Source organism: Mycobacterium sp. NGS54 (assembly GCF_059812465.1).
This window is the reverse complement of record NZ_JCALCS010000007.1, coordinates 513437-538705: the sequence shown is the minus strand read 5'-3', so window position 1 is coordinate 538705 and position 25269 is coordinate 513437. Positions and strand designations below refer to the sequence as shown.

General features: G+C 68.5%; 25 protein-coding genes and 1 pseudogene. 12 read left to right on the top strand and 14 right to left on the bottom strand.

Annotated features, from left to right (window positions below; translation table 11 throughout):
- Positions 1-65 precede the first annotated feature (65 nt).
- A pseudogene (locus AC5Y5E_RS24585) lies at positions 66-257 on the top strand (helix-turn-helix domain-containing protein); the annotation flags it as partial.
- A gap of 405 nt (positions 258-662) precedes the next feature.
- Here AC5Y5E_RS24585 and AC5Y5E_RS24580 read toward each other — a convergent pair.
- The 3 genes from AC5Y5E_RS24580 to AC5Y5E_RS24570 form a co-directional block, all read right to left on the bottom strand.
- A complete protein-coding gene (locus AC5Y5E_RS24580) occupies positions 663-2312 on the bottom strand; it encodes a flavin-containing monooxygenase (RefSeq protein ID WP_499905689.1) in 1650 nt (549 codons plus the stop codon).
- On the bottom strand, positions 2309-4096 hold the full coding sequence (locus tag AC5Y5E_RS24575) for a flavin-containing monooxygenase (RefSeq protein ID WP_499905688.1): 1788 nt from the start codon (positions 4094-4096) through the stop codon (positions 2309-2311). The genes AC5Y5E_RS24580 and AC5Y5E_RS24575 overlap by 4 nt, the downstream gene beginning before the upstream one ends.
- Positions 4097-4238: 142 nt before the next feature.
- Positions 4239-4802, bottom strand: coding sequence for a TetR/AcrR family transcriptional regulator (locus AC5Y5E_RS24570; protein WP_499905686.1), 564 nt, complete (start codon positions 4800-4802; stop codon positions 4239-4241).
- A 59-nt stretch (positions 4803-4861) separates the two neighbouring features.
- Here AC5Y5E_RS24570 and AC5Y5E_RS24565 point away from each other — a divergent pair, with 59 nt between their 5' ends.
- The gene (locus AC5Y5E_RS24565) at positions 4862-5500 is read left to right on the top strand and encodes a TetR/AcrR family transcriptional regulator (RefSeq protein ID WP_499905685.1); all 639 of its coding nucleotides are present in this window, start codon (positions 4862-4864) and stop codon (positions 5498-5500) included.
- On the opposite strand, the gene AC5Y5E_RS24560 is transcribed toward AC5Y5E_RS24565, so the two are convergent.
- Together AC5Y5E_RS24560 and AC5Y5E_RS24555 are read right to left on the bottom strand one after the other, a co-directional pair.
- Positions 5424-5915, bottom strand: a complete 492-nt coding sequence (locus AC5Y5E_RS24560) for a DUF417 family protein (RefSeq protein WP_499905684.1) — start codon at positions 5913-5915, stop codon at positions 5424-5426. The genes AC5Y5E_RS24565 and AC5Y5E_RS24560 overlap by 77 nt on opposite strands.
- A gap of 81 nt (positions 5916-5996) precedes the next feature.
- Positions 5997-6611: a TetR/AcrR family transcriptional regulator C-terminal domain-containing protein gene (locus AC5Y5E_RS24555; protein ID WP_499905758.1), complete on the bottom strand. Its 615-nt coding sequence runs from the start codon at positions 6609-6611 to the stop codon at positions 5997-5999.
- A gap of 139 nt (positions 6612-6750) precedes the next feature.
- On the opposite strand from AC5Y5E_RS24555, the gene AC5Y5E_RS24550 reads away from it, so the two are divergent.
- Entirely contained in the window at positions 6751-7311 is a 561-nt protein-coding gene (locus AC5Y5E_RS24550) for a pyridoxamine 5'-phosphate oxidase family protein (RefSeq protein WP_499905682.1), read from the top strand.
- A 3-nt stretch (positions 7312-7314) separates the two neighbouring features.
- On the opposite strand, the gene AC5Y5E_RS24545 is transcribed toward AC5Y5E_RS24550, so the two are convergent.
- Positions 7315-7788, bottom strand: a complete 474-nt coding sequence (locus tag AC5Y5E_RS24545; protein ID WP_499905681.1) for an SRPBCC family protein — start codon at positions 7786-7788, stop codon at positions 7315-7317.
- Between the two features lie 116 nt (positions 7789-7904).
- Here AC5Y5E_RS24545 and AC5Y5E_RS24540 point away from each other — a divergent pair, with 116 nt between their 5' ends.
- The 7 genes from AC5Y5E_RS24540 (at position 7905) to AC5Y5E_RS24510 (ending at position 15571) form a co-directional block, all read left to right on the top strand.
- Entirely contained in the window at positions 7905-8714 is an 810-nt protein-coding gene (locus AC5Y5E_RS24540; RefSeq protein ID WP_499905679.1) for a mycofactocin-coupled SDR family oxidoreductase, read from the top strand.
- A gap of 41 nt (positions 8715-8755) precedes the next feature.
- Positions 8756-9832, top strand: a complete 1077-nt coding sequence (locus tag AC5Y5E_RS24535) for a hypothetical protein (protein ID WP_499905678.1) — start codon at positions 8756-8758, stop codon at positions 9830-9832.
- A gap of 43 nt (positions 9833-9875) precedes the next feature.
- Positions 9876-10088, top strand: coding sequence for a heavy-metal-associated domain-containing protein (locus AC5Y5E_RS24530; protein WP_499905677.1), 213 nt, complete (start codon positions 9876-9878; stop codon positions 10086-10088).
- The gene (locus AC5Y5E_RS24525; protein ID WP_499905675.1) at positions 10085-12286 is read left to right on the top strand and encodes a heavy metal translocating P-type ATPase; all 2202 of its coding nucleotides are present in this window, start codon (positions 10085-10087) and stop codon (positions 12284-12286) included. The genes AC5Y5E_RS24530 and AC5Y5E_RS24525 overlap by 4 nt, the downstream gene beginning before the upstream one ends.
- 80 nt (positions 12287-12366) lie before the next feature.
- Complete coding sequence (locus tag AC5Y5E_RS24520) at positions 12367-13755, top strand: alpha/beta hydrolase (protein WP_499905674.1); 1389 nt, start codon at positions 12367-12369, stop codon at positions 13753-13755.
- 236 nt (positions 13756-13991) lie between these two features.
- Positions 13992-14801 carry a polysaccharide deacetylase family protein gene (locus AC5Y5E_RS24515; RefSeq protein ID WP_499905757.1) on the top strand — a complete coding sequence of 270 codons (810 nt, stop codon included), beginning with the start codon at positions 13992-13994 and terminating at the stop codon, positions 14799-14801.
- Between the two features lie 2 nt (positions 14802-14803).
- On the top strand, positions 14804-15571 hold the full coding sequence (locus AC5Y5E_RS24510) for an HD domain-containing protein (RefSeq protein ID WP_499905672.1): 768 nt from the start codon (positions 14804-14806) through the stop codon (positions 15569-15571).
- On the opposite strand, the gene AC5Y5E_RS24505 is transcribed toward AC5Y5E_RS24510, so the two are convergent.
- Positions 15568-16737: an aromatic ring-hydroxylating oxygenase subunit alpha gene (locus AC5Y5E_RS24505; RefSeq protein ID WP_499905671.1), complete on the bottom strand. Its 1170-nt coding sequence runs from the start codon at positions 16735-16737 to the stop codon at positions 15568-15570. The genes AC5Y5E_RS24510 and AC5Y5E_RS24505 overlap by 4 nt on opposite strands.
- Before the next feature lie 61 nt (positions 16738-16798).
- Between AC5Y5E_RS24505 and AC5Y5E_RS24500 the strand changes: the two genes are divergently transcribed.
- On the top strand, positions 16799-17611 hold the full coding sequence (locus AC5Y5E_RS24500; RefSeq protein WP_499905669.1) for a PaaX family transcriptional regulator C-terminal domain-containing protein: 813 nt from the start codon (positions 16799-16801) through the stop codon (positions 17609-17611).
- Between the two features lie 5 nt (positions 17612-17616).
- Here the strand turns inward: AC5Y5E_RS24500 and AC5Y5E_RS24495 are convergent, their stop codons facing one another.
- From AC5Y5E_RS24495 to AC5Y5E_RS24475, 5 genes are all read right to left on the bottom strand, one after another.
- A complete protein-coding gene (locus AC5Y5E_RS24495; protein ID WP_499905668.1) occupies positions 17617-17874 on the bottom strand; it encodes a hypothetical protein in 258 nt (85 codons plus the stop codon).
- A 7-nt stretch (positions 17875-17881) separates the two neighbouring features.
- Positions 17882-18388 carry a flavodoxin domain-containing protein gene (locus tag AC5Y5E_RS24490; RefSeq protein WP_499905667.1) on the bottom strand — a complete coding sequence of 169 codons (507 nt, stop codon included), beginning with the start codon at positions 18386-18388 and terminating at the stop codon, positions 17882-17884.
- A complete protein-coding gene (locus AC5Y5E_RS24485; protein WP_499905665.1) occupies positions 18388-18990 on the bottom strand; it encodes a hypothetical protein in 603 nt (200 codons plus the stop codon). Before AC5Y5E_RS24485 ends, AC5Y5E_RS24490 begins: the two co-directional genes overlap by 1 nt.
- A 138-nt stretch (positions 18991-19128) precedes the next feature.
- Positions 19129-19986 carry a pyridoxamine 5'-phosphate oxidase family protein gene (locus tag AC5Y5E_RS24480; RefSeq protein WP_499905664.1) on the bottom strand — a complete coding sequence of 286 codons (858 nt, stop codon included), beginning with the start codon at positions 19984-19986 and terminating at the stop codon, positions 19129-19131.
- Positions 19987-20007: 21 nt separating this feature from the next.
- The gene (locus AC5Y5E_RS24475; protein ID WP_499905663.1) at positions 20008-21384 is read right to left on the bottom strand and encodes an FAD-binding oxidoreductase; all 1377 of its coding nucleotides are present in this window, start codon (positions 21382-21384) and stop codon (positions 20008-20010) included.
- Between the two features lie 157 nt (positions 21385-21541).
- Here AC5Y5E_RS24475 and AC5Y5E_RS24470 point away from each other — a divergent pair, with 157 nt between their 5' ends.
- Positions 21542-24454, top strand: coding sequence for a helix-turn-helix transcriptional regulator (locus tag AC5Y5E_RS24470; RefSeq protein WP_499905661.1), 2913 nt, complete (start codon positions 21542-21544; stop codon positions 24452-24454).
- Between the two features lie 6 nt (positions 24455-24460).
- Here AC5Y5E_RS24470 and AC5Y5E_RS24465 read toward each other — a convergent pair whose 3' ends face one another.
- Positions 24461-24730, bottom strand: coding sequence for a DUF4242 domain-containing protein (locus AC5Y5E_RS24465; protein ID WP_499878375.1), 270 nt, complete (start codon positions 24728-24730; stop codon positions 24461-24463).
- Positions 24731-24806: 76 nt separating this feature from the next.
- A complete protein-coding gene (locus tag AC5Y5E_RS24460) occupies positions 24807-25265 on the bottom strand; it encodes a MarR family winged helix-turn-helix transcriptional regulator (protein WP_499905660.1) in 459 nt (152 codons plus the stop codon).
- Positions 25266-25269 lie beyond the last annotated feature (4 nt).

Here is a 25269-nt window from a genome sequence, read left to right as displayed (position 1 = left end):
CTGTACAGTTACGCACTGGACCGTAACGTAAGTTTCCGTAATCGACAAGGGCCGTCGCCGTGGACATGACAATCGACGAACTTGCGCGCCGCGTCGACATGACCGCGCGGAACATTCGTGAGTGGCAGACCAACGGGCTGCTACCGCCGCCACAGCGACGCGGTCGGATCGGGATTTACGGCGACGACCACATCTCGCATATCGAGCGGATCAAATCACTTCGAGCGCAGGGTTTTCCGCTCGACATCATCCGGCGGGTCCTGGATCAGTCCGGTGAGTCGGCGCCCGAGGTACGTCGGATGGCCTCGGAATTGCTGAGCCCCGCCAACCTCACGGGATCGGTGGAGATGAAACGGGTCGACCTGGTCCGCCAATTCGGCGCCACGGCGGAGCGGTACTTCACGGACTGCGGGCTGGTCGACATCATCGACGACGAGCTGCTCGTTGTCACCGACACGGCAACGTTCGACTACGTCGAGAAGCTGATCGCGGTCGGCCTGCCGCTGGATAAGGTGGCCCGGGCCCTCACCCTCATGACCGATCATCAGATTGCGAGCATGCAACCACTCGTCGAGCTCTATCGCGATGAAGTCTGGGAGCCGTTCCTGCGCGCCGGGCTACCCGCCGACGACTGGCCCGAGATCGCCGAGAAGACCCTCCAATTACGTTCCCTGGGAATCGGTCTCGGCATGCAGGCGTTCCGCAGGGCGATAGACGACGTGGCGGGCAGGATCGCCACCGAGGAAGCCGCCAAGATGGACGTGCCGAGGAAGCCCCGAAAGCGGCGGCGCACCCCGTGAGTGGTGCGACCAATCCCGCGGCCGCAGCCGCCAGGTTCGGCGGGCGTAGTCCAATTCGGTGTAGGGCCACTGGGTCACGATGCGGCCGCTGGGTGACCGGAAGTAGCTGTCGCACTGGGTCCAGACGGTGCGTCCGAGGTCCGCGGAAAGCCGGTCGTTGTAGCGCCTTTCGGCCTCCGGACGAACATCCACGTAGCCGCCCCGCCGCGCCACCCGGCTGACGGCGCTGGCCACCAGCCGCGCAGCCGCCTCCAAGATGTAAACGATCGAGTTGCCGCCCTGGTTGGTGTTGGGGCCGTAAAGCATGAAGAAGTTCGGGAAGCCGGCGACCGCCACCCCCAGGTAGGCGCTCGGGTCGGCGCCCCAGCGCTCGTGCAGGCGCTGACCGCCGATGCCGACCACGTCGATGCCCGACAGGTAGCGCGACGTCTCGAACCCGGTCGCGAGCACGATCGTGTCGACGTCGACGACGTGGCCGGCCTTGGTCACCACCGACGCCTCGCCGACCCGCGCTATGGGGTCGGTGACCAGATCGACGTTGTCCGCCTGCAACGCCCGGTAATAGTCGTCCCCCAGCAACACCCGCTTGCAGCGGAACGGATAGTCCGGCGTCAGCGCGTGGCGCAGCCGCCCGTCGGCCACGGTGCGCTCCAAGAACGACGTCGCGACGTGCGTGCGCGCGGCGACGACCGGGTCGTCGGCGAATGTGGCCGTGTTGTCGTGCTGGAATTTCCAAATCTGCCAACGCGTCCGGCGCACGGCCAGGGGATCGCGCCGAAAGCGCTCCAATTCCGCTGGGCTGTAAGGCCGGTCGTCCTTGGGCACCATCCATGGCGGCGTGCGCTGGAACACCGTCACGCGTTCCGCGGTCTTCGCGAGCTCCGGGACCACCTGAACCCCGCTGGCGCCGGTGCCGATCACCGCGACCTTCTTGCCGGCCAGCTCGATGCCGTGATCCCACTGGGCGGTGTGCATGAGCGTGCCGCCGAACTCGCCCAGCCCCGCGATCTCGGGACGCTTCGGTAGCCCGAACAATCCGACGGCGCAGACGACGATGTCGGCGGTCAGCGTCGCGGTCTGCCCGGCGCGGTCCAATTCGCATTCCCAGCACGACGCGTCGGAATTCCAGCGGACCGAACGGACTCTGGTGCCGAGCATGAGATGGCGGCGCAGGTCGAAGTCGTCGGCCACGGACTCGAGGTAGGCCAGGATCTCGGGCTGTCGGGCGTAGGTGCGGCTCCAGGACTTGTTGGGCGCGAAGGAAAACGAGTACAGGTGGCTCTGGATGTCGCAGGCGGCGCCGGGATACGTGTTGCGGCGCCAGGTACCGCCCACCCCGTCGTCGGCCTCGATGATCACCAGGTCGTCGAGGCCGGCGCGTCGCAGCGCCACGGCCGCCCCGAGGCCGCCGAAGCCGGCGCCGATGATCGCCACCCTCGGTGGGCGCCGACGGCGCGTCGCCGCCCGCAGCCGGCCGACCGCGTAGCGCCGACGGGCCAGCCGGCTCGTCACGGCGCGGCCTTTCCGCCGCGAACCTCATACCCGTCCAGGTCGCCCTTCGCGCGCCACGCGTCGAGCATGTCCGCGTACTCCGTGGGCGCACCGATGAAAAAGCTACCCTGCCGAGTCTTGGCGTCCGCCTTGCCTTCCCGGTTGTAGTAGCCGGGAGTGCAGGTGCTGGCCCGCTCGGCGGTCGCGGTGGAGCGGGCCACCACCAGGTCGACCCAGGCGGACTCGGCCTCGCATGACGCCTCGATTTCGCTGACGCCGCGCTCCAGCGCCCGGGCGATGATCCACGCGGCATGGCTGGCCTGCACATCCAGCAGGTATGGAAAGTTCACCGTCAGCCCCGCCTGGGCGATGCTTTCGATGAAACAGTTCGGGAAGCCGTGGGCGCACAAGCCCTGGTACGTGCGCACGCCGTCGCGCCACCGGGCGGTCAGCGTCACGCCGTCGCGGCCGATCAGCTCGAACCCGGTGCGCCGGCAGTAGTCGGTGCCAACCTCGAAACCCGTTGCGAAGATGAGGCAGTCGAGTTCGTAGGTCGCCCCGTCGACGACGACGCCGGCCTCGGTGATGCGCTCGACCCCGCGACCGCGCGTGTCGACGAGCGTGACGTTGTCGCGGTTGAAGGTCTGCAGGTAGTCGTCGTGGAAACACGGCCGCTTGCAGAAGTAGCCGTACCACGGTTTGAGCGCCTCGGCGGTCGCGGGGTCGGCGACGATGTCGTCGACGCGCGCGCGAATCTCCTCCATCTTGGCGAAGTCGGCCAGTTCGATGTTGGGGGCCGCGCCGGCACCGTCCTGGCGCATGACGGGAAGTTTGCGGGTGATGCTGGTCCAGGCATCGGCGACCAGATCCTCCTCGGCCTGACCACCGGCCGTCAGGATCTGGAAGTTCCGGATGCGTTCGGACTGCCAGCCCGGTTGTAATGTGTTGGCCCACTGCGGATCTGTCGGCCGGTTGGCTCGCACGTCGACCGAGGACGGCGTGCGCTGGAAGACGTAGAGCTGCCGCGCCGCCGCGGCGAGGTGCGGCACGCACTGGATCGCCGTGGCACCGGTGCCGATGATGCCGACGCGCTTTGTGGCCAGGTTCTCCAGCTTTTCGCCGGTGTAGCCGTAGTCCCACCGGCTGGTGTGGAAGGTCGGGCCGCGAAAGCTGCCGAGGCCGGCGATCCCGGGCAGCTTGGGCTTGGCCTGGTAACCGTTGGCCATGGAGACGAACCTGGCCCGCATCTCGTCGCCGTGGTTGGTCCGGATGATCCAGCGGGAAGCATTTGGATCCCAACGGATCTCATGCACGTCGGTTTGCAGGCACGCGTCGCGATAGAGATCGTAGTGCTCGGCGATGCGCTGGCAGTGGGCGAAGATCTCCGATCCCCTGGCGTACTTGTCCGCGGGGATATAGCCGAGCTCCTCCAACAGCGGCATGTAGACATAGGATTCGACGTCGCACGCGATCCCCGGATACCGGTTCCAATACCAGGTGCCGCCCACGTCGGCCGCCCTATCGATCAGGCGCACGCTTTCGACACCGAGTTCGCGCAGCCGCGCGCCGGTCAGCAGGCCGCCGAATCCGGCGCCGATGACCGCGACGTCGACCTCGTCGGTCAATGGCTCGCGGGTGAACGTTCCGTCCACCCAGGGGTCTTCGGCGAAGCGCGCGAAGGCACCCGCCGTCTCGACGTACTGCGCGATGCCGTCCGGGCGCAGTCGCCGGGCCCGCTCGTCGGCGTACTTGCGGCGCAGCGCGTCGACGTCGAACTCCACGCCAACGGTCGCAGGTCTTGGCATCGGCTTCCTCATCGTGATCCCCGCCCGACTATATAATCAATCAGTTGATCATATCAATGGCAAAGGAACTCGGTTCTGCGCTCCAGCGCGCGATTTTCGGCCGAGCTACGCTCTGGCCGCAGTCTCGACGCTGCCGGGCGCCTCAGCGCAACAACGTGCCCCTGATCAGGCGCTTGGCCGAATCCAGGGCCGCGTGGTATTCGACCGGCGGCAGGGTCGCCGCCAGCTCGGTCAGGCCGTAGATCAGCGAGTAGATCGCTTCCACCGAGCCCGGTTTGCCGCCTCCCGCGACGATGCCCTCGATGATCTCGCGGAACGCCTGGAACCCGTCGCCTGCCTCCCCGGCGTCGACGGCGCCTTCGGCACGGATCGCCCACTCGAAGGCCGCCAGGTCGGGGTATTCGCGCATCAGCCGGCCCGATTCGTCGAGCACCGCTTCGATCCGGTCGATCACGTCGCCGGGGCCCCCGGCGGCCTCGCGCAGCCGCGGCAGCGCGACGTCGGTTCGGGCCGCGATGGCGGCCTTGATCAGCGCCGACTTATTAGGAAAGTAGTTGTACAGGCTGGCGCTGGTCACCGCTGCCGTGCGGGCGATCTCGCGGATGGTCGCGCGCGAATAGCCCACCTCCGCCACGCAGCGCATGGTGGCGACGATGATCCGCTGGCGGGTCTCCTCGCCGCTGGCGCCGATCGGGCGACCTAGCATGCGGTCGAATATAATCGGTCGATCAATTTGTGTGCCGGTTCCGCAGGAAGGTGCGCCGCATGATCGCCGCGCGGGCGCAACTGGGTCGCCCGGTGGGCGCCAGCGGCGAGCGGACCCGCGCTCGAATAATCTCGGCGACCATGCGCTGTGTGGCGGAGGTGGGGTATTCCCGCGCGAGCATTCGAGAGATCGCCAAGGCCGCGGGCATGACCAGCGGCAGCCTGTATCACTATTTTCCGAACAAGTCCGAACTGCTCACGGCCACCGTAAGGGAGATCGACGAGATCGCGCTGCCACGGCTGCGCACCGCCGCGGACCGCTCCGACGACGTGGTCGAGCGCCTCGAGGCGGTCCTGGACGAACTGGACAGGTTGCTGCGCGAGTATCCGGACCTGGCCGCGTTCGAACGCGCCATGCGCGGGCGTGCCGGTCTGAAAGGGTTGCGCGACACCATCGATCACGTCGTCCGCGACGCCCAAGCACACAGGGCGTTGCCAACCGGCACCGACCCGTGCGCGGCGGTCAACGCGATCTACGCGCTGGCCCGCGGGCTGACGGACCGGGCGACCAACCAAACCCCGGATGCCTACGCCGCCACGCTGGCATCGGCCAAGAAATTGCTCAGGGGAACGCTTTTCGCGCGGCAAGCGAGTCGCCGAGCGTCCACAGCGCGACGCCGATCAAAACGAGGTCCTTGAGCAGGAATTGGCCCGGCAGCGCGGACAACACCGGGAGGCCGGCGGCGCGGGTGGAGACCACCCCGGGCGTCGTGAACAAGAAGCTCAGCGTTCCCATGAAGAGCACGACGGCAAGGGCGCTGCCCGCCGCCGACGCGCGTGGCCACACCGGTCGCAGCGCAATGAGAAGCGCCGCAACGATTTCCATGGTCCCCAGCCCGCGTGCCACCGTGGTCACGGAGGCCACGTGGTAAATCCAGCTCATCAGCGGACTGTGCTCGATGAGTACCCGGGATTCCATCTTGACGTACTTGCCGAACCCGATCCAGGCCAGGACGACCGCCAGCCCGTAACGGCTGATCAGCTGTCCTGCACCCGTTAGCAACCCGGCTACGCGGTGCGGCGTGATGGCGGGGGACTGGGTGCGGTCGATCATCGGCAAAGGGTCCCTTCGGCGAGCGAGGTCGGCGGTTGGCAATCGTTCCCGACGAGACCACGATCGACGACGTGTTTGGGTTCAGTGACCCAATCGCTCCAGCCCGGCGACAATGAGCCGCAGGCCGTATGCGAACTCCTCCTCCAGCGGAACGGGCAGGTCGTCGGCGGCCGCGACGGTCGCGGGATAGCGGGACGGATCGAGTGCACGGAAGGCGGCGGTCAACTCGGTGTCCCGTTCGGCCTCGGTCGATCTCGATTGCTGGATCGCAAAGCCGAGGACGTAGCGGGACAGCGTTGCGTAGGCGTGGGCGGCGACCACCGGCGGGAATCCGTTGTCGAGCAGCAGCGACAGCATCAGCTCGCGCTGGGCCAATGCGTGCGGCCCCATCGGCACGTAGCCGATCAACAACGACGCGACATCACCGTGGCGTCCCAGCGCGTCAAACATGTGCTGCGCGAACGATATACAGGCCTGTTGCCAGGGCATCGCGGTCAGCGCGTCCGCGTCCAAGCCGGCCTCACCGAGCATGCGGTCGACCAGCGCGGCCACCAGTTCCGATCGGTTGGCGAAGTGACGGTACAGCGTGGCGGTGCCCGACCCCAGGCGCTGCGCCAGGGAGCGCATGGACAGCGCGTCGACCCCGAGCTCGTCGACGAGTCCGAGCGCCGCGGTCAGGATGCGGTCCGGCGGCAGGGTCGGGCGCCCGCGGGAGCGACGCGGTGGCTGCTCATGCGGCTGTCCGGCGGTCAGTTGACACCCCTCTTATTTGTAGACACACTGTAGCCATTATTCGTTTCTTGATCAAGCCACTTGATAGCTAGGACCTTTCGCCATGCTCCTTCCCCTGGCCCCGGAGCCGTACCCGGCTCCCACCGACCGCGACATGCTCCCTTCGGAGCGCCGGCAATTCGTCCGCACGCATCGAACTTGCGTGTTCGGTTACCGCCGCCGCAATGACGGCCCGGGCATGTCGATCGTCTACTACATCCCGACCGACGCCGACGAGCTCCTGGTGTCCACCATGGCCGGCCGTGGAAAGGCCCGCGTCGTCGAACGCGACGGGAAGGTCAGCCTGTGCGTCCTCGACGAACGCTGGCCGTTCAGCTATCTGCAGGTATACGCGGACGCAACCCTCGACGACGACCGTGACCTCGCGGTCGACGTCATGATGGCGGTCGCCGGAAGAATGTCGGGCCAACCGCTGCCCGACGACGCACGCGCGTCCGTCGAAGAGATGTGCGACCGGGAGAACCGGGTCGTCGTCCGGTGCCGGCCGTACTCCAGCTTCGCAACACCGCCGCGCCACCTGCACCGCAACGACGAGGTCGACCAGTTGACCCACTGGGTGTCCGGTGTGGTCGCATGGGACGCCGCGGATCCCGCGACCGATTGATCGCTACTCGCCCGCGTAGCGATCGCGCAGCTTGGCCAGCGTCGCCTCGATGCCTTCCGCGTTGGCTTTGCGGAAACCCATCAGCTCGTAGTACTTCAGCGCGTTCTTGATTGCGCCGGCTTCGCGGTAGTCGAACGTCTCGGTGACCCGCGTCCTCGTCGGTGACAGCGACTCGAATTGCCAGCGCCAGCGGTGTCCCACGGGATGGCGCCATTCGATCAGCTCGTCCGGTTTGAGGGCCGTCACCCTGCTGGTGATGCGGTATGGCACGCCATACATCTTCATCTTCGTCGAAAACTTCGACCCCACAACCATTTCCGCCGGAATACTGATGTTGTCGCCGACCGTGCCCGATCCGTCCAGTTCGTGGTGGCGCCGCGGGTCGACGGCCATCGCGTACAGCTCGGCGGCCGGCGCGTCCACTTCGACCGAACGGCTCACCTGGCGGGGACCCGCTTCGACAACGTTGACGGTCATGACGGTCTCCTTCCGGGTATCCGGCAGCGCGAGGTCGACGCTACGCTTCGCCGGATTGAACTTTTACAACACTGCTCGGATGTTCGAACAAACGACGTTCAGCGGGGAGGGGTTCGGTGACCCAGTCGATTCCGGGAAGGGTGGCGCTGATCACCGGCGCCGCGCGGGGACAAGGGCGGGCGCACGCGGTGCGGCTCAGCGCCGAAGGCGCCGACATCATCGCGGTCGATATCGCCGGGCCGTTGCCACCCAGCGTTCCCTACGATTCACCCACACCCGCCGATCTGGCCGAGACGGCACGGCTGGTGAGTGCCAACGGTCGAAAGGTCGTCACTTCGGCGGTCGACATCCGCGACCTCGACGCGCTGACGGCCGCCGTCGGCGAGCTGGGCCGCCTGGACATCATCGTCGCCAACGCGGGAATCTGCAGTCCCGCACCGTGGGACCGGATCACCGCGCAAGCGTTCCGCGACACCATCGACACCAACGTCGTCGGCACCTGGAACACCGTGATGGCCAGCGCTCGCCACATCATTGACGGCGGTCGCGGCGGCTCGATCGTCCTGATCGGATCCGCCGCCGGCATCAACATGCAGTCGTTCATGGTCCACTACACGGCGAGCAAGCACGCCGTCGTCGGGATGGCGCGCGCATTCGCCGCCGAACTCGGCCGCTACAACATCCGCGTCAACAGTCTGAACCCGGGAGCGGTCTCGACCCCGATGGGCACCGGCCGGATGCGCGACGCGCTTCGATCGGCCGCCGACAGCTACCCACACCTGCGGGGCATGCACAAACCGCTGCTGCCCGACGGCATCGCCCAGCCCGAGGACATTTCCGACGCGGTCGCGTGGCTCGTCTCGGACCAATCCCGATTGGTTACCGCCAGCCAGGTGTCGGTCGACATCGGCGTCGGCTACGTCTGACCCGTTGCCGCTATCAGCCGCGGTCAATATAGTGCCAGGTCGTGCGGGTTCTACGCTTTCTCTGGCAACGCGTGTTGGCGTTCGACCGGCTCGGCTCGCGCATCCCCCAGCTGATCCAGATATGGCTGATGGAGTTCTTCGTCGTGATGCCGTTGACGTTCTTCGTCGGCAAGGTAATCGACATCCACGGCGCGTTCGGGGTGCCCGGCACCGGCGAACGACTCGACGGCACCTTCTGGGGAGCGCTCGCCATATCGCTGTTCTTCGGGTTCTTCGTCGTCCGCTCGCTGGTCAGGCCCCGGGTGGTGCAGGGGACGTGGACACCGACGGTGCACGCCGACATCGGACCGGTGACGGTCTACGGCGGCAACCGCGCCTGGCGGGTGACCTACCCGTACCTGACCAGTCACCCGTCCTACGCGCTGCTGTTGCTGATCACCGCCCCGATCCCCGCCGTGATGGTCGCGGCGACCACCAACCAGGGCGACAGCACCTTCTATTGGCGAGTGTGCGGCATCGTCGGCCTGATCATCATCGCCTGCATGGCGCTCGCGCGGGTATTGGCCTGGTACGTCTTCAAATTCGGTCGCCGCGAGCTCGATGCACAGCTGCGCGGACTGCCGATCTCACCGCGGCGACTCGGCTGGGAAATCGCCTGGAAGCCGGTCCTCGTGCTGGTGTTGATGATGTACGCCGTCGCGTGCCTCCCGCTGGGCGGGTTGTGGTTGAAGGAAAAGCGCACGATCGCCCGCCTGCCCCTGGTCACCGTCGCCGATGCGCAACATCCCGGCGAGTATCGGCGGGTGAAGGGCACCGTGGCCTCGACGCCCGTGTATTGGGCGCCGCGCGGCCTTGGCCGCGGCGGCAACAACTACGCGGGGGCAGGTGTGCTGGTCGACCTGAGCACCGCTGGCGAGGCGCTGCTGCTCGCTGAGTCGATGGCCGTGCCCGACTTCAAGGGCATGATGGCCGACGTTCGCGATGGCGAACTCACCGCGACGGGCAAAGTGGTCGACGCCGTCACGCCCGATCAGCGCAAGTACTACGGCTTCGAAGAGGGCGCGTTTCCCCCGCCGCCTCCCACGGGCCGCGTCGTGCTGCTGCTGTCCGAGCCGTAACCGGCGGCGCCCCGATAAGCCGGCGCCCGTATAAAGGAGTGTCATGGCGACCAACGAGTACCGCATCAGTGGGATGACGTGCGGGCACTGCGAGGCCGCCGTCAAGGACGAGGTGGGCCGGATCCCCGGTGTCGACAGCGTGGACGTCGACGCGGGCACCGGCAGGCTCGTCATCCGGAGTTCCCTTCCCGTCGACGCCGGCGCGGTGCTGCGCGCGGTCGACGAGGCCGGCTATCAGGCGGTCTTCGTCGCGTGACGGCGGACGCTAACACGGTCATCAACGTCGAGCTGGAAATCGGGGGGATGACCTGCGCCTCGTGCGCGGCGCGCATCGAGAAGAGATTGAACCGGCTCGACGGCGTCACCGCGCGGGTCAACTACGCCACCGAAAAGGCCGCCGTCACGCTGCCCCTGGGGTACGACGCCCGGGAGCTGATCGCGGCGGTCGAGAAGGCCGGCTTCACCGCGGCGCTCCCGCGACCGGAACCCGCCGCCGAAACGCGGGGGCCCGCCGACGACGGCGAGCTGGCGGCGCTGCGCACCCGCCTGGTCGCCGCGGTCGTTCTGGCCGTCCCGGTGATCGCGATGGCGATGCTGCCGGCCCTGCAGTTCCGCGACTGGCGATGGGTGTCGCTGGCGCTCGCCGCCCCGGTCGTCGCGTGGGCGGGCCGCCCGATTCACGCGGGCGCGTGGGCGAGCCTCAGGCACGGCACCGCCACGATGGACACGCTCGTTTCCGTCGGGACGCTGTCGGCCTTCCTCGGCTCCCTGTACGCCCTGACGCTCGGGACGGGACACGTCTACGTTGAGGTGGCCGCGGGCGTCACCATGTTCGTCCTGGCCGGCCGCTACTTCGAGAAGCGCGCCAAGCGGCGCGCGGGCGCGGCGCTGCGCGCCCTGCTCCGGCTCGGCGCCAAGGACGTCGCGGTGCTGCGGGACGGGGCCGAGACCCGTCTGCCGGTCGACCAGCTGGCGGTGGGCGACGTGTTCGTGGTGCGCCCCGGCGAAAAGATCGCGACCGACGGGATCGTCGTCTCGGGATCCTCCGCCGTCGATGCCGCGATGCTCACCGGTGAGTCCGTCCCCGTTGAGGTCGGCGAGGGCGACGCCGTCACCGGCGCCACCGTGAACGCCGGGGGGCGTCTGGTTGTGCGCGCCACCCGCGTGGGCGACGACACCCAGCTGGCGCAGATGGCCAGGCTCGTCGAAGCGGCGCAATCGGGCAAGGCCAGGGCGCAACGGCTCGCGGACCGCGTCTCGGGCGTGTTCGTCCCGGCCGTCATGGTCCTCGCGGTGGCCACCCTCGCGGCATGGCTGGCCCGGGGCGCTTCCGTCGCCTCGGCGGTGACGGCGGCGCTCGCGGTGCTCATCATCGCCTGCCCGTGCGCGCTCGGGCTGGCGACGCCGACGGCGTTGTTGGTCGGCGCCGGCCGGGCGGCCCAGCTCGGCGTGCTCATCAAGGGACCCGAGGTGTTGGAGGCGACCCGCAAGGTCGACACCATCGTTCTCGACAAGACCGGCACCGTCACCACCGGCAGGATGACCCTCGTCGATGTGATCGCCGGGCCGCACGCGGACCGCGAAACCCTGCTGCGCTTCGCCGGGGCCGTGGAGGACGCCTCGGAGCATCCCGTCGCGCAGGCGATCGCCCACGCCGCCAAGGCGGAGCTCGGCGCCCTGCCCGCCGCCCGCGACTTCGTGGCGGTGAGTGGGCAGGGCGCGCACGGGGTCGTCGACGGCCACGCCGTCGTCGTCGGGCGCGAGGGCCTGCTGGCCGACCGGGCGCAGCATCTCGACGCAGAATTGTCGGCGGCCAAAGCCCGCGCCGAGGCCGCGGGGAAGATCGCCGTCGCCGTCGGGTGGGACGGCCGCGCGCGGGGGATCCTGGTAGTCGCCGACGCCGTCAGACCCACCAGCGCCGAGGCGATCCGGCGGTTCCAGGCCCTGGGGCTCACGCCGGTGCTGCTGACCGGTGACGACGACCGCGTCGCCAAGCGCGTCGCCGAGCAGGTCGGCATCGCTCGCGTCGTCGCCGGGGTGACACCGGCCGGCAAGGTGGCCGCCGTCTTACGTCTGCAATCCGAGGGCCGGGTGGTCGCGATGGTCGGCGACGGCGTCAACGACGCCGCCGCGCTGGCCCGCGCCGATCTGGGGCTCGCCATGGGCACGGGCACCGACGTGGCGATCGAAGCCGCGGATCTGACCCTGGTGCGCGGCGACCTGTGCGCCGCGGTGGACGCGATCCGCCTCTCCCGGCGGACCCTGCGCACGATCAAGACGAATCTGTTCTGGGCCTTCGGCTACAACGTGGCCGCGATCCCGTTGGCGGCGCTCGGGCTGCTCAATCCGATGCTGTCGGGTGCCGCGATGGCGTTCTCCAGCGCGTTCGTCGTCGGCAACAGCCTGCGACTGCGCGCCTTCGCGGGGACGATGCGTGCCGATCCTGTGGGATAGTTGATCTGACCTACCGCGTCCTCAAGCCTTGGCCGGTGGGTTATTCGCAAAGAGATTTGATTTAGCGAAGGTCACCGCCGTTGCCCCAATTCGTCCAACAGCTGTCCTTGCTGCGTGGCTGGCTGCCGGTGGCGGTGCAGGCGCTGGCGCTGCTGATCGTCGTCGGCTCGATCGGGGTGACGAGGCGCCGTTGGCGCGGCTGGGCGCTTCCGGTGGCGCTGGGCGTCGCGGGCCTGGTCACGGCGCTGTCGTACTGGTACATCACGTCGATCGGGGTGGCCGGCGACCCGGCCCCGGTGGCGCTCTGGCTGTGGATCGCGATGAGTGGGCTCGCGGTCGCGGTGCTGGCGCTGGGATGGCCGGGCGCACGCTGGTGGCGTCGGGGCCTGGCGGTGGTTTCGATCCCGCTCTGCGCGCTGTGCGCGGCCCTGGCGTTGAACGGCTGGGTCGGCTACTTCCCCACCGTGGCGGCCGCGTGGGATCAGCTGACGTCGCAGCCCCTGCCCGATCAAATCGATCGGCTGAGGGTCACCGCGATGCAGCTCGAGGGCACCAAGCCGGCCAAGGGCGTCGTGGTGCCCGTGACGATCGGCGCCGACGCGTCGCACTTCCCCCACCGCCAGGAACTGGTGTATCTGCCCCCGGCGTGGTTCAACAGCAATCCGCCGCCGCGGTTGCCGGCGGTAATGATGATCAGCTCCGCCTTCAACACCCCCGCCGACTGGCTGCGCCCCGGCGGCGCATTCACCGCCATCGACGACTTCGCCGCGCAGCATCACGGGTTCGCCCCGGTGCTGGTGTTCGTCGATCCCACCGGCACGTTCGACAACGACACCGAATGCGTCAACGGCACCCGCGGCAACGCTGCCGATCACCTGACCAAGGACGTGGTGCCCTTCGTCGTCTCGAACTTCGGGGTGAGCGCCGACCGGGCCAACTGGGGCGTCGCCGGGTGGTCGATGGGCGGTACCTGCGCGGTCGACCTGGCCGTCATGCATCCGGAGCTGTTCAGCGCGTTCGTCGACATCGCCGGCGACCGCAGCCCCAGCGTCGGCACGAAGGACCAAACCATCGGCCGATTGTTCGGCGGCAACAGCGCCGCCTGGGCCGCCTTCGACCCCACCACCGTCATGACCCGCCACGGGCACTACACCGGGCTGTCGGGGTGGTTCGACGTTCCCTCGTCGCCCGGCCCGCACGCAGTCGCCGAAGAAGCCAACTCCGCGATCGCCGCTCCCAGCGCGGATCCCGCCGCCAACCCGGAAGGCCAGGACGCGGCCGCCAACGCGCTGTGCGACGTCGCCACCGCCAACGGGATCACCTGTGCGGTGGTCACCCAGCCGGGCAGGCACGACTGGCCGTTCGCCGCCCAGGCGTTCGCCGCGTCGTTGCCTTGGCTGGCCGGGACGCTGGGGACCCCCGGCGCCGAGCCCGTCGCATTGCCGCAGCGCGGCGGCGCGCCTCATTGACGCCGGCCGCGCGGGGACCGTTACCTTTTCGAGGCTGAATTCACAGCTGACCCTCCTGTAACGAACCCGGCATATCGAAACCGGCGCTGGTACCGTTCGCTGCTGTGGCGGCGGAGTTTGGCAACACCGGGGCCCGGGGTACCGGGTCGCGGGTGCCGACATCGCACCGCAAAAGACCCACGAGGAACCGGGGCACACTCCTCATTCCGCCCTTTGGGACCGGCGCGGCACCGGAGCTGAACCGACGCCGCTTCCTCGGGGCGCTGGCCGCGGCCACCGTCGTCGGCGTCGGCGCGGCTCGCCTGGTGGTCGACCCGCAGCCCCGGACATTCGCCCAGACACCGCCGGCGAACGTGGCAACCTCCGGCCCGACGGCGCCGTCCGCCCTGTTGCCTCCCCCGCCGCTGAGCGCCCGCATCCCGCTGCCCGGCGGCGGTGCCCTGACCAAGATCCCCGGGGAAGGCGACCTGCTCGCGCTGACCGTCGACGACGGCGTCAACAGCCAAGTGGTGCGTGCCTACACTCAGTTCGCCAAGGACACCGGTATCCGGCTGACGTTCTTCGTCAACGGGGTTTACGACTCCTGGACCGAAAACGTGGACCTGCTCCGGCCGCTGGTCGAATCCGGTCAGGTCCAATTGGGCAACCACACCTGGTCACACCCGGACCTGACCACCCTGCCCAAGGACCAGATCGCCCAGCAGCTCACCCGCAACGACCAATTTTTGAAGAAGACCTACGGCATCGGCGCGAAACCGTACTGGCGGCCGCCGTACGCCAAGCGCAACGCCGCCGTCGACGCCGTCGCCGCCGACCTCGGCTACACCGTCCCCACCTTGTGGTCGGGGTCGCTGTCGGATTCCACGCTCATCCACGAGGACTACATCGTGAAGATGGCCGATCAATACTTCACCCCGCAGTCCATCGTCATCGGCCACCTGAACCACCCGCCGGTCACGCACGTGTACCCGCAGCTCGTCGACATCATCCGCGACCGGGACCTGCGCACGGTCACCCTCAACGACATCTTTCTCAAAACGCCGTAGCGGTGGAGGGCCCCGATCGGCAGCGGCTCGGCGGCCTTGCTTGGGCCCGTCGGACCGGTGGTGAGCTGTCGGCAGCCGAGCGGCGCCGGCTTTTCGTTGCGATCGCGGTGGGTCAGTGGCAGAACGCCGTGGGCCGGGTCAAGCTCGCGCTGGGCCGGCTCCCCGTCGCGGCCGAACGCGTTGACGTAGCCGCCTTCCCCGTTCCCGATTCCCGGTTCGCGCGCGAGGCCGAGGAGGCGTGCGCGGAGCTGCCGCCGGGACTGCAGGGCCACTCCTACCGGACGTGGTTGTTCGGGCGTGCGCTCGCGAGCGTCGACGGGAGCGAGTTGGACGACGAGCTCTACTACTGCGGCGCCCTCCTGCACGACTACGGCATCGTCAGCCCAACGGCGGGCCGCGATTTCACGCTCGGCAGCGTCGAGCGGCTGCTGTCGTGCGCAACCGCCGCCGGGCTCGACGAGGAGCGTGCCGAGCTACTCGCGGATGGCATCTGCGTTCACACGACGCCGGGCGTCACGGTCGCCACCGACGGCGCGATCGGCTGCTACCTGCAGTGGGGGGCGATGGTCGACGGCGCCGGATTGCGGATCTGGGACATCGCTCCCCGCAACGTCGACGCCGTGCTGCGGCGTTACCCGCGAGAGGATTTCAAACGGGAGCTGATCGGCATGGCGCGCGCGGAGGCGGCCGCGGTGCCGCGGGGGCGCTTCGGGCTGCTGGTTCGGTGTGGGTTGCCGTTGGCCGTGCGGATGGCGCCGTTCGGCTCCTAGCGGGCCATGGCGGCAAGGCGCTCGTCGAGCGTGGCGTGAAAGTGCCCGATCGCACTCTCGTGCCGGCCAAACTCCACGAATTCGTTTGCGCCCGCGTGTAATCCGCGCTGCACACCTTCGGACATCTGGTTGTCTTCGGCGAGCCCCTGCTCGATGAAGCTGCCTGCGCCGACCAGTTTCGCGGACGGGTCGGAAGAAGCGCGCTCGGCAACTTCAGGTTTCACCATCGAGTAGGTGCTCACCGTCGTGTGGCACACGTCCACCGGGTCGATCGCCACCACGGAGACCACGTCGGGGAAGGTCGCCACCATGACGTTGGGGAACAACTGGTAGACGTAGGTGACCCGCGCGTCGACGTTCCAGCTCGATTCTGGACGGTCGCGGAGCCGTTCGATATTGCGGTACGGGAATGTTAGTCGGCTGTTCGGCCCGAATATTTCGACGACATTGAGGTCGTCGTATTGCACCGGGAAGAAGGTGTCTCGATGCGTCGAGCGCAGGTGATAGCCCTCCAGGAACTGTTCGACAAGCACCTTCCAGTTCATCGCGCGCACAGTCGAATCCACATACACGAGCCGCTGCGCCGGCAGCAATTTGTCGCGCCATGGGCTCCCGTCGGTCAGCGCGGCCATCGAATCGGCCTCGCCGAGGCCCGGCGGGTCAAGCGGATCGACCACGATCAGCCCGTCCACCTCGCGGCTGGGGACCTCGACCAGGCCCCGGCCCGCCGCGTCCAGGCCGGGGAATGCCTCGGGGTGCGGGACATGCGCGAGCGAGCCGTCCAGGCGGTACGTCCAGCCGTGGTAGCGGCACACCAAAGCGTGCGAGCAGCCGGGTTCCTCGACCAGGGCGAAACCGCGGTGCCGGCATGCGTTGCGGAACACCCGCGCCCGATGATCGTGTCCGCGCACCGCGAAGAGGGGCACGCCGAAGGCGGTCCGCTCGACGTGGTCACCCGGGTTCGGGATCACCGCCGACGGCACGAAGACGCTCTGCATCGCGCGCAGCGACTGGAGCTCGTCGGCGAATCGGCTTGGGCTCAAATAGTTTTCGACCGGCTCGCGCCAGGCGTCACCCTCGTCGGTGGTACCGGCGTCGATATGGGCGAGGACGCGCCGGACGATCTCCACATCGTCGGCGAGCACCGACTTGGTCGGCAAGCTCATGCGTGTCAGTATCACACTTTGAATGTCACGCGTCAATGATTTGGTGATACCGTTGTCAGCCGTGCCCGCCCAGCCTCGATCCCGAGCCGACGACCTGATCGACAGCCGGCCGCTGAGCGCGCGCTCCGTGCTGGCGTCGACGTTGCTGGGATCCGATCGGGGGCGGCTCACGGTGGCGGAACTGGTGGCGGTGGCCTCGCTGTTCGGCATCAGCCCCGGCGCGGCCCGCACGTGCCTGTGGCGGATGGTGTCCACCGGCGAACTGACCACCGACGACGGCAGTTACGCACTCGCGGGCCGACTCTCGGAGCGCCGCGAGCGCGTGGACGAGGCCGCCCGGATCGACGACACGGCCGCCCACCGGTGGGACGGAATGTGGGAACTCGCGATCGTCTCGCTGGAGCGCAGATCGGCGACCGATCGCCTGGAGCTGCGAAAGGCCGCGACGGCCCTGCACCTGGCTGAGCTTCGCGAAGGCGTCTGGGTGCGCCCGGACAACCTTGATCCGCAACGATTTCCGACATTGACCGCCGTCCTGGACCAGCAGTGCACGCGATTTCACGGGGCCGCCAGCGACATCACGGCCGCGCACGTGCGATCGCTGTTTTCCCTCGACGAGTGGGCCGAAGACGCCCGGGCGCTCATCGACGCCATGGACGCCGCGCTCGACGCGGACAAGCGTGACGATTCGACCGAAAGCTTCACCTACGAGTTCGCGCTGTCGATCGCGGTGGTGCGCCATCTTCAGCTCGACCCGCTGCTGCCCGTCGAGCTCACCGGCGACCGTTGGCCGGGCCATGCGTTGCGCGGCGGCTACCGGCGTTTCGATCGCGCGTTCAAGCGGCGGATGAACGGTGCTTTCCGCCGGGCGTAGTCGCCCTAGAGGTTGTCGACGATATCTTTCGCCTCGCGCAACCCCGCGCCGGTCAGCTTTTGATACAGCTTGATCGCGGCGATGGCGTTGCCGGAGCGGGCCAGGGCGACGACTTCCGAGGGCACACCGTTCTCGAGCACACCTGATGTGGCGCCCACGTCGCTGCCGAACGTCGGGCAGGGGACCCCGAGCCGATCCGAGAGCAGGCGCACCTGCTGTTCGAGCAGCGCGAGGCGGCGGTAGATATGGGGATCTTCCATCACCCGATGATTATGCCCGGTGGGTGATCGTCGGTCGGTCGAGTTCTTTGACGACGGTCGTGACCCAGCGCCGCACGTGCGTCGGGCTGCGCCAGTCGCCGGCGCTTTTCTTGGCCATCGCACTGGCCGGGAAACCCTTTGCATCCGCTTCCAGCCGACCACCGAACGTCGCGTGACCGCGTGCACCCACATGGCGCATCAACTTGGTGACCTGCGGCGTGGGTGGGATGTCGTGCTGTTCGGCCGAGTCGTCCAAGGGGCCACTGCTGACGAGCCATACGGGCAGCTCACTCAACGCCGGGGCATTCTTGCGCACGAACCGTCGCGCGTCGCGGTGCCACCTGTATGCGTAAAGCGCGCCGGCGACGATCACCGCATCGAAGCCGCCGAGTCCATCGACGTCCTTGGCCGCCTTCACGACCGCCTCAAACCCCACCTCGGTCAGCGCGTCGCCGATCATCGCGGCCAGCCCCGCGGTGCCGCCCCCCTTGGATCCGTAAATCACCAGAACTCGCATCACCGGCTCCTGTCTATCGCCGGCGCCTCGGCGTCGGTCTGGATCGCGCTAAGGGTTGCGCGCATGATGTGTTTGACGAACGGTCGGATCAGCCACCAGTAGCGCATGAAACGTCGGCGTGAATCCGGATCGGTTGTGACCGTTCGGCATTGGTAGCTGAGCAGCGTGTGGCTTTCGCCGTAGGGTGCCATCGAGAAGTTCGCGGCGATCTTTCCCCATCCGGGTTCGGCGAAGTCGGCGAAATCCGCCGGCGCCACGTCATGCCATTCGATGACCGGCCGCCAGAACTTTCCCACTGCACCGAAAGCGATCTCGCGGTTCGGTTGTTCGCCAAGGGGAAGCCAGCCCGGTAGGTCGACCTCGCTCACCATCAGCTGCGGTGGCGCCGGGACGGACCTGCCCAGCAACCGCTCAGGCAACGCGCGCATCCACATCGAGGCCGCCAGCAGCGGTGTGCGGACGGTGAGCAGGTCCAGCGACCTGGCAGCCTGAAAAGTGGTCGCGGGGTCGGCCGCCACCATTGCGTGCTCGGCGATCATGGCGTCGAATCTCGGCAGCGCGGATTCGATCAGCATCCGTTCCGCGCCAATCGTTGTTGCCATGGTGTGATCGTCTATTCGACAGTCGGCCGATCCTAGGGCCACTAGTCCCGATTCCCAGGGACGCTCGGCACAACCGACGGGCTCAACCCGGGAGCCGGTCAGATCCAGCGCGCGCCGACCTTGGTCGCCGCCTCCGTATCACGGCACCCGGCATTCGGTCGCCATCTGGGGAGTGATCACGATATATGCGGCCCGCGACTGCAAGTAGTACCGCATTCGCAGCGGCCATAGCCGCATGTGGCTCAGCTCTACCGCCGCGAATTGTGGCTGCAGGTAGTAGAGCCAAGCCAGCCGGGCGATCACCGCCGGCGGCGGTGCGCCACGGACCGATCGGGCACGACCGCGGACCAGCAGCCGATTGCCGTCGTCGCGGCCCTCCCCGCCGAGCAGCAGGGCCACCTCTGGGACGGCGGCGACGTTGCGCACCGTCCAGGACGACGCCGACGTCGTCGCATAGATGCGGCCGCGATGGGTGACGAACCACAGCGGCACCGCGAACGCCGTGCCCTTCTCGGACCGGCTGGCAAGGATCATTACCCGCGAACTGCGAAGCGCCGCTTCCAGTTTCGGCGACCCGAAAGGCTGAGTGTCCTGCTCATCGCCAACCGAAAACGACGGCGGTCGGGGAGGCGAGCCGGCCGGCGGGGTCGGTACCTCGCGCAGCGCACCGTAGTCCCAGGCCACCACCCGCTTGGGCACGACGCGATAAGTGCACGGGCCCGACGCCTCGGCGATCCCTCGCACGGTCAGCGAGCGCAGCCGGAACCACTGCGGCCCGTCGTCGGCGACCACCACGACATTGCGGCCGGCCAGATCCGGACCGCCCTCCGGCACCCGCACGACGCGCGGCGAGGCCGCAGGCTCGGCGGGCTCTTCGAGCGCCACACTCACTGGCAATACGGCGATTTCGTCGTCACCGAACGTGGCCAGCGCCGCGCGTGGGGGAGAAAGCGCCAGGTCGGCGACCGCGGCCACCTCGACATCACGAGTTATCACCGGCGGCGGCCTCCGATCATGTCAGCTGGCGGGCAAGATGTTCTGGTTGATGTGGAACACGTTGCCCGGATCGTATTGCGCCTTGATCTCGCTGAGCCGCTGGTAATTCGGGCCGTAGGTGGCGCGGACGCGGTCTTGGCCCTCGTCCATCATGAAATTGACGTAGCCGCCCCCGGCCGAGTACGGGTGGATGGCTTCCCAGTACTCCTTCGTCCAGCGCTTCAACACCTCGGCGTTGGCGGGGTCGGGGTCGACGCCAGCGATGACCTGTGAGAAGTTCACATCCCGGTAGGCCCAGGGGGTGTCGGACTGGCCCACCCGGTGCACGGCGCCGTCGATCGGGTAGAGGTGCATCGTGGAGTGCATCGTCGGCAGCTCCTCGGTGAAGCGGGCATGGGCCGCGACGGCGGCGTCGGGGATCGTGCGGATGAAGTCGCCGCGCCAATACCACTGCAGCCCTTTGGGATACAGCGCATCGAAGGTGGAGTTGAGCGCGGGATAGGGCGCCGCCATGAGGCCGTCGAAGGCCGGCCGCATCTGCCGGACCGGCGCGAACGCCTCGTCGACCCCGCCGGGATCGCCGGTGTAGCACCAGATCACCGCGCACGCCTTCTGCAGGTGGAACGCCTCGGGGAACGGCGGCACCGGCGGGACGGTCATGGTCGCGAAGAAGCCGTAAAGGTCCTCGTCCTGGGCGGGCAGGAAGTCCCGGTACCAGCTGAGGATGTCGGCGGTGGCCGATGCGGGCCACGCCGTGGGACCGCACAGCACCGTGTGCACCGGGTGCAGGCGGAACGTGAACGAGCTGACCACGCCGAAGTTTCCGCCGCCACCCTTGAGCGCCCAGAACAGGTCGGGGTGCTCGGATTCCGACGCCGTAACCACCCGGCCGTCGGCCAGCACGACCTCGGCCTCCAGCAGGTTGTCGATGGTCAGGCCGTACTTGCGGGTCAGGTAGCCGTGGCCGCCGCCCAGGGTCAGCCCACCGACGCCCGTGCTCGAGATGATGCCGGCCGGGGTCGCCAGCCCGTGCGCATGGGTCGCGGCGTCCACCTGAGCCCACGTCGCCCCGCCCTGGACGCGGGCGATCCGCCGGTCGGGGTCCACGTGGACGCGGTTCATCGGAGACAGGTCGATGACGAGACCGCCCTCGACGCAACCGAATCCGGGACCGTTGTGGCCACCCCCGCGGACGGCGACCTCGACGTTCGACGCCCGCGCGAACTCGAGGGCGCCGACGATGTCGCCGGTGGTTCCGCAGCGCACGATCACCGCGGGTCGCTTGTCGATCATGGCGTTGTGCAGCGCCCGCGCCTCGTCGTATCCGGCGTCGTCGGGCAGGATCACCTGTGCCCCGAATCGGCCGCGCAGTTCGTCGGTTGCGGTTGTCACGCTCATGGCCCGCACCTCCTCTGGTTGCTTCGCAGGTTTGATGCCGCGACGCTACGAGGCGGCGAGGCCGCGCGTCATGACCACAACGAAGCATTTCCGAGGCTTATAACGATAGTTAGATCTGACTATCGACCAGCCAAATCGGCGCGGTTACCTTGATTCCATGGCTGATCCCACGGCCCAGTGGGTGCCACCGCCCCTTCCAGCGGAACTGCTGGCACGTCGTCGCGGCCCGCTCGTCGGCCGCGCCGCAGAGCTTGCCGCGTTCGAACAGGCCTGGGAACGCGTCGAGGGCGGCAATCGCCAGGCGGTCTTCATCGGCGGTGAACCCGGGGCGGGCAAGACCCGCCTGGCCGCCGAGGTGGCCGGATCGCTGGCCGACCATGGCGTCGCGGTGCTCGTCGGGAGTTCGACGGCCGACGCGGACGTGCCGTACGCGCCGTTCGCCGAGGCGCTGGATCGGCTGCTGATCGCCACTGCGCCGGGTTCGATGGCGGACATTCTGGCCGACGCGGGAGGGCAGCTGCGGCGGCTGTCAACGCAGGTGGATCGCCATTTGCAGGATATCGGCCGGACCGAAGAGGTCGGGGCGCCCCGGCAGGCGCTTTTCGACGCCTTGACCGGTTTCCTGCGGCGCCTGTCCCTCGATCGCCCGATCGCGTTGATCCTGGACGACCTGCACTGGGCGCAGCTGCCCACCCTCGTGATGCTCGAACGCGTCCTGATCGGCTGCGCCGATGTCCGGATGCTCGTGGTCGCCACGTTCCGGTCAACCGAACCGGACCGCTCCGACGAACTCACCACCCGGCTGGCCGAACTGCACCGCTTCGACGGGGTGCGGCGCCTGGACCTCGCCGGGCTGGACACCGAGGCGATCGCCGAGTTTGTGCGACGGACCCAGCAGCTGGCACCCGCGTCGGCGCGCACGGCCGCCGCCTTGCTGCGCGACAAGACCGGCGGCAATCCGTTCTTCCTGACCGAACTCGTCAGCGACCTCGAGGTCCGCGGCGGGCTGGCCACGCTGGGAGTGCAGCAGACGGTCCCGGCATCGATCGGCGACGCCATTGCCCGCCGGCTCAGCGGGCTGGGCGCCGGCGTCCGGGTCGTGATCGAACAGGCGGCGGTGCTCGGTGAGACGTTCGACCTGCCCGCGCTCATCGCCGCCAGCGAAACCGATCTCGCCGCGACGCTGGCGGCGGTCGATTCGGCGGAAGGCGTCGGGCTGATCCGGCCGGTCCGCGACTCCGACGGCGAGTTCGCGTTCGTGCACGCGCTCACCCGCGAAGCCGTCGTCGGCGGGATGGCGGCCTCGCGGCTGCGGATCATGCACGCACGGGCCGCCGAGGCCCTCGAGGGCCGGACCGACCCGTCCGTCGTTCCCCGGCTAGCCAACCACTACCTGCGGGCCCACGTGCTCGGCTACCACGAGCAGGCGCTGCGCTACGCGCACCAGGCGGCCCGGATGGCCGAACAGAGCCTGGCCTACGAAGACGCCGCGAGATGGTTCGAGCGCGCCGCGTCGCTGCCGGAGATGAGCCGCACCGACCGGGCTCGGCTGGACCTCGATGCGGCCGCCAACCACGTGCGCGCCGGCGATTTCGCGCGGTCGCGGGCGATCTACGAACGCCTCAGCGCGATGGACGATCCGCTGATCCGGCTGGGGGCGGCCGTCGGCTACGAGGAGGCGAATTGGCGTCGGGGACAGTCGGACTCGAAGGCGGCCGACCTGCTGGCGGCAGCGCTGGAATCCTGCGGGTTGAATAGCGACGACCTGCGGTATCTGCAGGCACTCGGCAGCTTTGGGCGAGCGCTGGCCTTCGCCGGGGAGGCGGCACGGGCGCGCGAGGTGGGCAACAACGCCATCGACCGCGCCCGGGCCACCGGCGATCAGGCGGTGCTGATGCACACGCTCAAGACGAGCCTGTGGCAGGGGCTCACTCCAGAGATGTGCGAAGTCCAGGCGGAGCGATCGGCCGAGGTATCGCTCATGGCGCTTCAGCGTCGTGACTACGAGGTGCTGGGGGCGGCCGCGCATTTTCGCGCCATGGTCAGCTATCTGGCCGGCAGGCCCGACGACCTGGCCGCGTCGACCGCGGACATGCGACGGGCGGGCCAGGCGTGCGGACAACCGGTCTTCGGCTTCGTCGGGGCGTGCGTCGAGCAGGCACTGGCCTACCTGCGCGGCGACTTCACCGGCGCCGAACGGTGGGCCGACATCGCCTTGCGCGCAGGCGATTTGTTCGACGCGGACGACACCCAGGGCTCCAACGGGGTTCAGATGTTTATGATCCAACGCGAGACCGCAGACCTGAAGAAATTCGCCGCGTTCATCGACGGCACCGAGATGTTCGCCGGGCGCTGGGTGCCCGGCCTGCTCGCCCTGTACACCGAGCTCAACTGCGAAGCGGGCATGACCCGCGCCCTCAATCATCTGCTCAACCGCAAACTCGGTGATCGCACCGATGAGGCGCAGTGGCCGATGGAGCTGGTGTTCATGGTCGAGGCGGCGCTGGAGCTGGGCAACCGCGAGGCGCTGCATACTCTGCGGCCGTACATATCGCGGTATGCCGGCAAGAACCTCGTCGCCGGCCAGTTCGTCGCCCTCTTCGGCAGCGCCGACCGATACCTCGCCCGGATCGCGGCGCTCGACGGCGACACCGCCGCGGCCGAGCGGTATTTCGCCGCGGCGCTCGAGATGGACCGCCGCATGGGCTCGGTGGTGCACGTCGGCGAAACGCTGGCCCGGCACGCGCTGTTCGCGGCGTCGCGCGGGCACACCGAGGAAGCTCGCCGGCTGGCCGACGAAGCGCGCGCCATCGCCACCTCGATCGGCCAGAACCGCGTCGTCGAGCTGGTGGATGCGGTGCTGACGACAGGCCCGGACGGCTTGACCGACCGGGAGGTCGAGGTGCTGCGGCTGCTCGCCGAGGGGCTGAGCAACCGGGCTATCGGCGAGCGCCTCTACATCAGCACCAACACCGCCGCCAACCATGTGCGCAACATCCTGATCAAAACGGGCGCCGCGAACCGCACCCAGGCGGCGATGTACGCCGCCGATCACGAACTGCTCGGGTGAAAGCCCTCAGATATCCGAGAGCCCACCGTCGGGCATAACACGATCGCGCACCTCGACGATGACGTCGGCGGGCAGTCCCGCCCGCGCCGCCGCGGTCCTGATGGCCTCGGGTGAGGGTGCCTCGTACAGGCAGTAGGTCTTTCGCTTGTCCGCCGACAGAAACGAGTACATCCAGCGAACGCCCTCATGGTCGTTGATCCGGTTGATGCCGTCGGCGACCTCGAAGCTCGGTTCCATTTCCTCGGCAAAGTTGCGCTCGACCATGAAGATGGGCACGACGGACTCCTGTCATTGTCTTGGGTCGAACCTACGCCCCGCGCGACGCTCTACGCCAGCAAATTCCTCGCCGGTGTCAGTCGCCCGCCGTGTCCGCCTCGCTCGACAACAACATCTCCAAGATCTCCCGCAATTCCCCCAACCGCCGGGACCCGAGAACCTCTACCCAACGCTTCTCCAAAGCGACTGCATTGGAACGCATCACACGCAGCGCCTGCCGACCCCGCGGGGTCAGCTCGATGATCCGGGCCCGGGCATCGCCGGGATCGGTCACCCGCGTTACATACCCGTGCCGCTCCAAGCTGGCTATCCCCTGGGCCACAGCCTGGCGACTCACCTTGAGCCGGTCGGCAAGATCGGATGCGTGCAGGCCGCCGGCCGCCAGCGGCACCAGCGCAACGGCTTGAGCCGGACGGATCCCGTCAAGGCCGGCCGCGGCGAAGGCCGCCCTCAAGCGGGGCGCCCCCGAGGCTGCCACCAAATTCACCAGCGCCGGGACGGTGGGCGTCCACTCGGCATCGGCAATACGTCGCATGCAG